The sequence below is a fragment of the Daejeonella sp. genome, assembly GCF_037719425.1.
GTDB lineage: Bacteria > Bacteroidota > Bacteroidia > Sphingobacteriales > Sphingobacteriaceae > Daejeonella.
Genome location: NZ_JBBJNI010000147.1, coordinates 1 through 10,292 on the forward strand (window position 1 = coordinate 1; position 10,292 = coordinate 10,292).

At 39.9% G+C, this 10,292-nt stretch carries 8 protein-coding genes; 7 read left to right on the top strand and 1 reads right to left on the bottom strand.

Features of this window, described 5'->3' with window-relative positions; all coding sequences use genetic code 11:
* Positions 1 to 598: 598 nt before the first annotated feature.
* On the top strand, positions 599 to 1,627 hold the full coding sequence (locus WKF69_RS16045; protein ID WP_340383141.1) for a nucleotide kinase domain-containing protein: 1,029 nt from the start codon (positions 599 to 601) through the stop codon (positions 1,625 to 1,627).
* A 57-nt stretch (positions 1,628 to 1,684) separates the two neighbouring features.
* Complete coding sequence (locus tag WKF69_RS16050) at positions 1,685 to 2,185, top strand: FKBP-type peptidyl-prolyl cis-trans isomerase (protein ID WP_340383142.1); 501 nt, start codon at positions 1,685 to 1,687, stop codon at positions 2,183 to 2,185.
* A gap of 225 nt (positions 2,186 to 2,410) precedes the next feature.
* Here WKF69_RS16050 and WKF69_RS16055 read toward each other — a convergent pair whose 3' ends face one another.
* Entirely contained in the window at positions 2,411 to 3,604 is a 1,194-nt protein-coding gene (locus tag WKF69_RS16055) for a glycoside hydrolase family 172 protein (RefSeq protein ID WP_340383143.1), read from the bottom strand.
* Positions 3,605 to 3,936: 332 nt separating this feature from the next.
* On the opposite strand from WKF69_RS16055, the gene WKF69_RS16060 reads away from it, so the two are divergent.
* The 5 genes from WKF69_RS16060 (at position 3,937) to WKF69_RS16080 (ending at position 10,226) form a co-directional block, all read left to right on the top strand.
* A complete protein-coding gene (locus WKF69_RS16060; RefSeq protein ID WP_340383144.1) occupies positions 3,937 to 4,254 on the top strand; it encodes a hypothetical protein in 318 nt (105 codons plus the stop codon).
* A gap of 368 nt (positions 4,255 to 4,622) precedes the next feature.
* Complete coding sequence (locus tag WKF69_RS16065; protein ID WP_340383145.1) at positions 4,623 to 6,167, top strand: lipase maturation factor family protein; 1,545 nt, start codon at positions 4,623 to 4,625, stop codon at positions 6,165 to 6,167.
* Positions 6,168 to 6,865: 698 nt separating this feature from the next.
* Positions 6,866 to 8,338, top strand: a complete 1,473-nt coding sequence (locus WKF69_RS16070) for an NAD(P)/FAD-dependent oxidoreductase (protein ID WP_340383150.1) — start codon at positions 6,866 to 6,868, stop codon at positions 8,336 to 8,338.
* Positions 8,339 to 8,691: 353 nt separating this feature from the next.
* A complete protein-coding gene (locus tag WKF69_RS16075) occupies positions 8,692 to 9,438 on the top strand; it encodes an endonuclease (RefSeq protein WP_340383147.1) in 747 nt (248 codons plus the stop codon).
* Positions 9,439 to 10,049: 611 nt separating this feature from the next.
* Complete coding sequence (locus WKF69_RS16080) at positions 10,050 to 10,226, top strand: hypothetical protein (protein ID WP_340383149.1); 177 nt, start codon at positions 10,050 to 10,052, stop codon at positions 10,224 to 10,226.
* Positions 10,227 to 10,292: the final 66 nt, after the last annotated feature.

Here is a 10,292-nt window from a genome sequence, read left to right on the forward strand (position 1 = left end):
TTATGATGAGTACAAGCGGTTGCTGATAGAGAATGGAATTCAGTTCGATGAAAAATACTTAATGTAGCGATTTTCACGTTCAACCCCCTTCGGGGTTGTCGGTGAATAATTCAATCATGCTTCTCTGGGTTGCACCCTGAACTACTCACATTGAAGCCCTTCGGGCTTGATGAACTCACACACTTGTGTAGAAGCAGAAAGCTGCCCAAAGAGATGCAGATGAACGTAATGCGACGCAACGACAGACTGTGCAAAAACTGTTCTGTAATATTATGAAAATAAACTTTGTTGATGAGGAATCTTTTGAAAGCATATTGTTGTAGTATAGAGCATTGGCAAAGTTTGCTTGGTATGTTTAAGTCTGCTCCGGTTCATGCTTCTATTTAGACTAAAGCGAAGTCGAAAACATGAAATAATTCCTGGTGACCCGAGAAGAAACATTTGGCAACATTGTATATTCTATAATTGTATTGAACGTAGTTGTGTCACTCCAATTGTACTTTTGGATCTTGATTATGCAGATTACAATGATAAAAAAATGGTGAGTAGAACATAATTCTGGTGTACTTTTCAGTTTTTTATTTCGAATAAAGATTAAATGAAAGTTAGAGACGAGGCTTTCCAGTACTATTTCTATTTTATTCAGGAAAGGATGAAAATTTTTTGGAAGAGGTACGAAGTTGTAGAAAAAAAACTTACAAATGATCCAATACTAGCAAAACATAAATTCACAAATGTATACAGAGCTCAAGACAGAGTGAGCCAATATCTCATAAGAAATGTAATATCTGAAAAAGAGGAGCAATTTACTGATGTTGATGTTTTGCTTAGAATAATAATCTTTAAAATCTTTAACAACATACAGACCTGGGAATTTTTAGAAAGTAAACTTGGGGAAATAACAGTTAAAACGTTTAATGTTCATATAATAACCCAATTATTGAATGAGAGAATAAAGCAAGTACCAATTTTTAGTGCTGCTTATATGATGACTGGTACTCATGAGAAGTATAAGATGTATGACAGAAAGCATGAAAAATGGTTAAGAATGGTAGAGCAAGAATTGCTAATTGGTAAAGGCTTCGAAAGGATAATAAAAGCACGATCATTGAACGGGGTTTATAATATTCTTTTAAAATGCTCATTTATTGGAGAATTTTTAGCTTTCCAGTACGCGATCGATTTTAATTATTCCAACGTTATAAGTTTTGATGAGAACTCTTTTGTTAAAGCTGGCATTGGGGCTATACGAGGCATAAAAAAGTGTTTTTCAGGTATTGGATCTTACGCATTTGAAGACTGTATTAAATTCACTCAGGATAACTTCGATAGGTATCAACAGAAATACGGCTTCATAGATTTCAAAAACCTTTTTGGACGTCAACCACAATTAATAGATTTGCAGAATTGCTTTTGTGAAACTGACAAATATTTACGGGTTAAAATGCCTGAGTTATTAGTTGGAAACGTAAGAATTAAGCAAAAATTTGATAAGCCTAAAGGAAGTATAGCCTATCTTTTTCCTCTAAAGTGGGGTATAAATAAATATATTAATCAATGCACTTTTCCGCCTTGCAGGTGCTCTTCACCTGCGAAAGTTATACAGAAACCAAATAATGCTATGTGAAATAAAAGCTTGCATTTTTTGCAAAGCATATTATTTTGCATGCGAAAAGTTTTATTAATGAAAAAATGTATTCGGGTTGTTTTGATATTCTCGGTAATTGGTATAGGTATCAGCAGTTGTATAAAGAATGATACTGCAGTACCCAACTGCTTGCCGCTAACCAAAACCGCTCCTGCGAGTGAAGTAGCTATCTTAAAAGGGTATATTGATTCTAACCATATTGTTGCCATCCAGGATAGTCGTGGATTTTTCTATTCAATAGATTCTTCGGCAAGTACCGATACTGCCCATCCTACAACCTGTTCTGGTGTAAGCGTTACGTACACAGGCACTTTTTTAAATGGTACTGTATTCGATAGCACCGGCGCTGGTACACCCGCTTCCTTTAATCTTTCTGGTACTATAATTGGCTGGCAGGAAGCCCTTCCGCTTATGAAAGCGAATGCAAACATGGCTTTATATCTGCCGCCAAGCCTTGCATATGGCGCATCCGGCTATTCCAGAATTCCTGGAAATTCTTACCTCATTTTTAAAATCAAACTCTTAGCTTTTAACTAACTCTATTTTGTAGAAAACAAATCGCTGCATTTATGAATATAGTAGCGATGATTTTTATTCTACATTTTTCTAAGTGTTAACACAGCCCGCTATTAAAAGATAATTCTTTAAATAATCCAGACAAACAGGTAAGCAGTTATACGCCCCTACAGATAAGCTTTATTAATTGCAAACAACCACAGCAGGGCAATAATAAGAATTGCTATCGGTAACTGGATGAAAGCCTTATCTAACATTTCTCAATCGCATATCCAATGCATCTAATGACGGTAAATTACTCACCGGCTTGTTGAGATAGAAATAACTAACCGCGCTAAAATCATCTATCCTGTAGAAATTAACCCAGCCATCCGGGAAGTTCTTATCATTAATAGAAGGAGGCGCTTTCATATCTAACAGGCGAACAAATCCATTGATGTTATCTACCGTTACCGGCTGTAGGTTGATGCCTTTGCCTAATTTCTCTTCTACAACTTCTTTCGGCGCACCGCCTATCTGCTGCAATGTTACTTTTATATCGCTTTGAAACCATATCGCATCAGGCAGGTGCCAGCGATAAAATACAAACTTCCTGTTCCGCTCATCTGCTACAGGCGCGCCCTGGTACAAATTATTAAAAGTACCTATCCCCCAGCCGGTACCTATATAATCTTCTGCACCGGTGCCATTGATGGTAGGATAGCTTATATCACCATCTATATACATTTTCACTTCGCCTTCGCCCCACCAGGTTTTATCATAGACTGAATCGGTATTCAAACCCACACTCATTCCCAGGAATCTTCCCTTACCGCTTAGCTTTGGTAGCACTACAAAATCATCACCTAACCGCGAAGTTATCTGTCTCTTCCAGAAGGCATGAAAATACAGTGCATTTGCCGGTACTGTTTTGGGAAGCACAAAATCTACATCATAAAACAATTTTGCAGTGTCCCCCACAGACTCGTTGGTGACGGTAATGCGCGCCCCTTTTTTAAAAGGCATAGGTATAAAACAATTGAATGATCTGCCTTCGGGACTTGAAAATAAAGCGGACTGAAAAGCGGTGGTATAACCAAGATTGGAAACAAAAAAGTCTCCCAGCGGCACATCTACTGCAGCTTTGGTGTTTCTGTCCCAAAACATTTGTAGCCGGAGACTGCGCAATAGTTTAGGGCTTTGATTGATGGTAAGCCAGATACGCTGAATAATGCCCTGCTCTTTAATATCGAGGAGGACAACAGATTGACCAGGGTACAACCATTGAAAGGCATTGCCCTTTGCCGTTTTGTTTGTTTTGCCTCCACTGCCTTTGACGCCATTGAGGTTTTCAAAACTGCTAAGGCGGCTTTGCTGCTCTTCCTGCATTTGATACAGTTGCTGTGCGTTTGTTTGCAGTAAGTACAATATACCACCTATTAGCAGTACTATATATTTCATGTTATGAAGATACAGGTTGTATAGCTTTTTCTGAAAACAATATGCAAGAATGGCTCTTGCATTTCTGTGCAATAAAATGTGACATATAGTTACTAAATTTAGGCAACAAATTTTGTGTCTTCCACTTTAAAATAGGAATTGCCGGACAAGATTGTTGCTACCGGACGATGAAAACCTTCTTGAACATATAAAAGAAGAGTTAGATTTTACGGAAAAAAAACAAATGTTCCTGGTGAACTTTCACCAGAAGACCTTCAGGAATTAGAAACACTTTTAAAACAGCCTTTCGCGCGAGCGTGAAAAATTGGCAGCTAATTTGTTTCTACTTTTTTATGAAACAATTACTTGTAAAAAAAGAGCCGTCATTATTGATTTGCCTATTAATGGATGTAATAGGTTATGCATCCTATGCTTTACCAGGATTAGGTGAATTTTCAGATGTAATCTGGGCACCTATATCTGCGTTCATTTTTTATAAAACGTTTGGTGGTACAAAGGGTGCCTATGGGGGCATTTTTAATTTTGCTGAAGAAATCCTTCCTTTCACTGATTTTATACCAAGCTTTACTATTATGTGGGTTTGGGATTACGTTACTAAAGCAAAAACCGAAACTGCTTCTGGTTCAAATTCAACTATTTTGCTCAAATGATTTATTGAGGTAAGTTTCTGGCTGTTAGTGGAATTAGATAAATTATAATTTAAGAATTCAGTCATTTAAAGGCAATAATCAATAACTAATCATCTTGACTCAATTCGGACTAACATCGGTGTTGAAGCTTTTGCAAGATAAAAAAATTGACAGAAAGGCTGTCTTTACCGTGCGTTCCGTCGCGTTCCGTCGTGTTCAGATTCCATATATAGAGGCGCCCAGGAACAATATATGTCCCGCTATTACATTTAATTTTAGCGGACACAGACGAAACATTTCAAGACACATAAGTATTTTCTTTGCGATTCTTTGTTATGAGATAGACAAGCAGGAAAAATTTTTTTGGACAGACTAATAAGGAAATGCAAATGGAAGTGATAAACAAAACAGATAGCGAATTTAGTCATGTGCCAGGTACCCCTCCAACGTATTGGCTCACCCGATTTGTCATTCTTCGCCTGCTGGGAGTAATCTATGCTATCGCCTTTCTCGTGGCAATTAATCAGATCGTTCCTTTGATAGGCTCTAATGGGCTTACTCCTGTAGGCATTTACCTAAAGCGGGTAAGTGCTGCACTCGGGTCAGATGGAGCTGGCTTCATGCGCCTGCCGTCACTTTTTTGGCTCGGGCATTCTGACACAGCGCTTTTGACTGTCGCCTGGATTGGATTTCTGCTTTCATGTGTGGTAGTGGCTGGCTATGCGAATGCACTGCTGCTTGCCGTTCTTTGGTTTCTTTATATGTCCTTCGTTCACGTAGGGCAAGAGTGGTATGGATACGGCTGGGAGATTCAGCTTACCGAGACGGGTTTTCTGGCTATCTTTCTTTGCCCGCTGCTCGACCTGCGTCCATTTCCCCGGCACGCGCCACCTATGCCAATCATCATTTTATTCAGGTGGCTGATCTTCCGTATCATGCTTGGTGCCGGATTGATCAAGATACGCGGGGATGAAGTATGGCGTAATGCCACTGCCCTCTATTACCACTTCGAAACACAGCCTATTCCCGGACCCTTGAGTCGCTGGTTTCATTTTCTACCTCATATAGTTCTGAAAATTGGAGTATGGTTTAATCATCTTGGCGAGCTTATAGCGCCATGGTTCGTATTCTGGCCACGATTGGCACGTCATATTGCGGGAGCAGTTATCGTGTTATTCCAGATTAATATTATCCTTAGCGGCAACCTCTCTTTTTTAAACTGGCTGACGATCATTCCTGCTCTGGCTTGTTTCGATGATGGCTTCTGGTCAAAGCTTCTTCCCCGGCGGCTCGTCAGTAGGGCGGAGGCCGCTGCTGATCGTGCCGTAGCATCCAAACCCATGTTAACTACTGCCTGGATCGTAACTGTTGTTATTGCATTCCTTAGTATCCGGCCTGCAATTAACATGTTGTCTCCGGGTCAGATCATGAACACATCATTCGACCCCCTGGATCTTGTAAATACTTATGGTGCATTCGGAACTGTGGGACAGGAACGTTTGAATGTGGTATTCGAAGGAACGATGGATGAGGACTCTACCGACAAAGCCAACTGGAAACCCTATATCTACAAAGGCCTGCCTGTGCTTCTTAACAAGCGTCCGCCACAAATAGCTCCCTACCAATTGCGTTTAGACTGGCAAATGTGGTTTGCGGCTATGTCGTCTCCCGAGGAATATCCATGGACACTAAACCTTGTGTGGAAACTCCTTCATAATGACCCGGGGGCTATAAGTTTGTTTGCAAGCAATCCCTTCCCCGACAAGCCGCCGAGATATATCCGGGCAATCTTATATCATTATAGGTTTGCAAAGCCAGGCAATCCCCAGGGTCTTCGGTGGAATCGGGAGCGGATGAATATTTGGCTTCCGGCCATGTCTGCCAACGATCCCCGTCTGATTGATTTCTTGAAAGGGGAAGGATGGGTGCAGTAGAAGGACCTTTACTTGGGGCCTGTGGCTCTGCCAACTTAAGAGCATTGAAGGCATTTGTTCTTTTGTTTATCGGTAGAATATTTTCTTTTTTGCTTGTCCAAAAAAGAAACAAAAAGACCTTCGAAAACGATAACAGTCGTTTTCGGATTAGTATTTCAATTAGCTTTTGTACTACTGTGGCGAAGTGCCGTGGAACTTTTATCTATTCTTTCTTAATTTCTTACTAATCCTGTAAATCCCACAAATCCTGGTTCAGACATATTTTCTTTCTTGCTTGTCCAAAAAGAAATAAAAAAAGACAACCGGGAAAGATAACACCTCTTCCCGGTATGGTATTTCAATCAAACTTTTGTATTACTGTAGTGAAGAGCAGTCGAGTGTTGATTTTTTTAGCAATTGAGACCTTAATATAAATACAGTAATAATGGATAAGCATGAAACAAATGCTAAAGTCACAGTCACTACAGCTTAATCAAGGCGAGTGAAAGGAACGGGATATATTTGTTCCTTTCCTGATTTTTCTTTGGTTACTCGTTTTTCATCAAGAAAAAGAAAGTAGCAAAAAGCTGAGTGTTGATTTGCAGTTAAATAAGGCTCTTGTTCAGTCGACGCTACTGTAAACTTGAACAACCTTTTTAACTGCGATTAATACTGGAACAATAATCGCTATTTCTTGTTGTTACTTTTAATTAAAATCAATTAAGTCTGTTACAATAAAAATGCTTCTAAAGAAAAAAGATTATGATGCTATTATCGTAGGTTCAGGACCCAATGGCTTGGCAGCGGCCATTACTATGCAGCAGGCAGGGCTTTCTGTACTGCTTGTGGAAGCAAAAGAAGTGATTGGAGGTGGGCTGCGGTCGGCTGAGCTTACTTTACCCCATTTTGTTCATGATGTGTGTTCTGCTATCCATCCCTTAGCAATTGGTTCTCCATTTTTTAAAACACTTCCCCTGGAGCAATATGGATTGCAATTCATCAATCCAACGATTGCTGCAGCACATCCTTTTGATGATGGCACTGCTGCAGCTTTGCATCATTCCGTCGAACAAACTGCACAGTTACTGGGTAGTGATGAACTTTCTTACTTAAGGCTATTGAAGCCTTTGGTTAAAGACTGGCCTGGAATTGCGGCTGATGTACTAGGACCTTTGCGGTTTCCAAAAAAACCTTTTGACATGGCTCGGTTTGGTCTGCATGCACTTACCTCCGCCACACAACTGGCCCAACGTTTTGGTACTAAAGAAGGGAAGGGTTTGTGGGCAGGAATGAGCGCTCATTCTATGCAGCCTTTATCCAATGCTACCACTTCGGCTATCGGATTGGTATTGATGGCTGCGGGACATCTGGGTGGGTGGCCTATACCCAAAGGGGGATCAAGCGCCATAGCAAATGCACTGGCTTCCTGTTTTATTTCATTGGGCGGTGCCATCGAAACGAATCTTTATGTTCGTTCGCTCCATCAACTGCCTTCTGCTCATGCTATATTGTTTGATGTAACTCCAAGGCAGTTATTGCAGATTGCAGGGCATACCTTCTCTTCCCTTTACAAGTGGCAATTGGAGCGGTACCGGTATGGTATGGGTGTGTTTAAAATTGACTGGGCTCTGGATGAACCAATACCTTTTACAGCGCCTGTGTGCCTGCAGGCAGGAACGGTTCATTTAGGAAATACGTTAGAAGAGATCGCCGCTTCAGAGCAGTTGACAGCAGCAGGAAAACATCCGCAAAAACCTTTTGTACTGTTGACCCAGCAAAGCTTATTTGATCCATCCCGGGCACCGGAAGGGAAACACACCGCCTGGGCCTATTGCCATGTTCCCAATGGATCAAAGATGGATATGACGGAACATATTGAAAAACAGGTAGAGCGCTTTGCCCCCGGTTTCAGAGAAAGGATCCTGTGCAGGCACGTGATGGATACTGCACAAATAGAAGCGTATAACCCGAATTACATTGGTGGCGATATTAATGGGGGAATTATAGATGCGGGCCAGTTATTTACAAGGCCGGCCTTGCGCCTGTCACCCTACAAAACATCTGCAAAAGGGATTTATATATGTTCATCTTCAACTCCACCCGGAGGCGGAGTACATGGCATGTGTGGATATCACGCAGCTAAAAGAGCCTTAAAGGATGTTTTTAATATCCAGGCACAACCAGTTCATTAACTGGTATACATAAAACGAAAATCTTTAGACTTAACCACTAAAATTTTTTTATTGCTAAAATCCGAATCCCTATACTTAAACCCCACCGCGGCAACAATCGTTTATCGTCTCTTGCTAAATATCTAAAATGTTCAATAGCCCCCGTTTGAAAACTGGCGGTTAAAAATGCTTCGTCTTGCTGAATGGCTTAAGTTTCGTTTTATCATTAGAGTTAATAAATTATCATTATTTTTTAAACTATTTTTTATTAGTTTAGAATAAACAAGTAAAAGCCTCTTTCAAATTTCTAATTCTTGATCGCGGATTTTAGCGGTACGTAGTTTTTAAATATTTAATTAAGCTTTCATAATATTATGCCTGAAGGACCACAAATGGTTTTACTCAAAGAACAAGCGGAGCATTTTATTGGTCAGCATGTTTTAAAAGCAGAGGGAAATGCAAACAACATTCCTTTTGATATAATGAAGGATCAGGAATTAACAGATATTAAGATATTTGGCAAAGAAATATTATTTTGCTTCCCCCACTTTACTGTTCGTATTCACCTGATGCTTTTTGGTAAATACAAGATTGACGGCCAATTAAACCAGGCACTTCGTTTAGGACTTGAATTTGAGAACGGTGCGATAAATTTTTATGCTTGTGAATGCAGGTTTATAACCGAACCATTAAATAAGGTTTATGATTGGAGTACTGATGTCATGCACGGTTCTTTTAACCCTGATAAAGCATTGGAAAAGTTGTGCAGCAAGCCCGACCGGTTAATTTGCGAAGCACTTCTGGATCAACATATTTTAGCGGGAGTGGGAAATAAAATTAAAAATGAAGTCTTGTTTCGAAGACAAGTTCATCCTGAAAGTCTGGTGGGTGAAATTCCTGAAACAGTAATGAAAAAGTTGGTGGATGAATGTGTAAAGCTGAGCTTTGAATACCTTGAATGGAAAAGGGAGGAAACGGAAAATGAACACTGGGAAATTTATAAGAAGAAAGAATGTCCAAGAGACTACATCCCTATATTAAAGGAGAAGATCGGAAAGTCAGGCAGAAGCTGTTATTTCTGTGATAAGTGTCAGAAATTGTATCTGCCTGATAACAATTAAATTCTTTGCTTACAGAAAATCTTTTAAACGTTAACCTCAGTTTACTAAAACAAGGTAAGATTAAAAAAGGCCGCGACAGTAATGAAAGACTGCTGGCAATAACAGGTTTTCAGCTCACAATCCTTCACTATTTACAAGTTTCAGCTTATCAAAAAAACTTCTTCATTTAATTAGTCCTCCTTCACTTCTCCGCGATGTAAGTTTTGCAACGTCATATCTTCTATAGATACATGAATCAGTCTTTGAGCAGGATGCTGATGATGTGATTGGATTGCTTAAATATCTTAAAATAGATAAAGTTAATTTTTTAGGTTTTAGTGACGGCAACTGCACCTCTATGCAGATTGCAATCAGTCATCCGGAAATAGTCAACAAAATAGTTCTTGTTTCAGCCAACTATAAAAGGGACGGAATGATAGCCGGCTTTTTTGAGGGGCTTACAAAAGGTAATATTAGCTGATATGCCAGAGCAACTGAAAACAGGTTATTTAAAGGTTGCGCCCGATAAAAACCATTTACAGGTAATGTTTGAAAAGGGTGTAGCGCGAAGGTGAGCCTTTCAAGACCGGACCGATGCTGACCTGCGCTCTATAAAGGCAGCTACTTTGCTTATGGTAGCAGACCACGATGTAATAACGCTGGAGCATACAGTAAAAATGTCGCAGTTAATACCGGATGCAGACTTAATAATATTGCCTGGTACTCATGGCTCATTCACCGGAGCAGCGGAGGCCGGTACTATGGAAAAAGGCAGCAAATTACTTGAGATAACCGCTGTCCCTGATTAAAGAATTTCTCAATAGTGTCTGCAAGAAAACTCTCCCTTTTGTTCGTTAAGGATGATTATTTTTAAC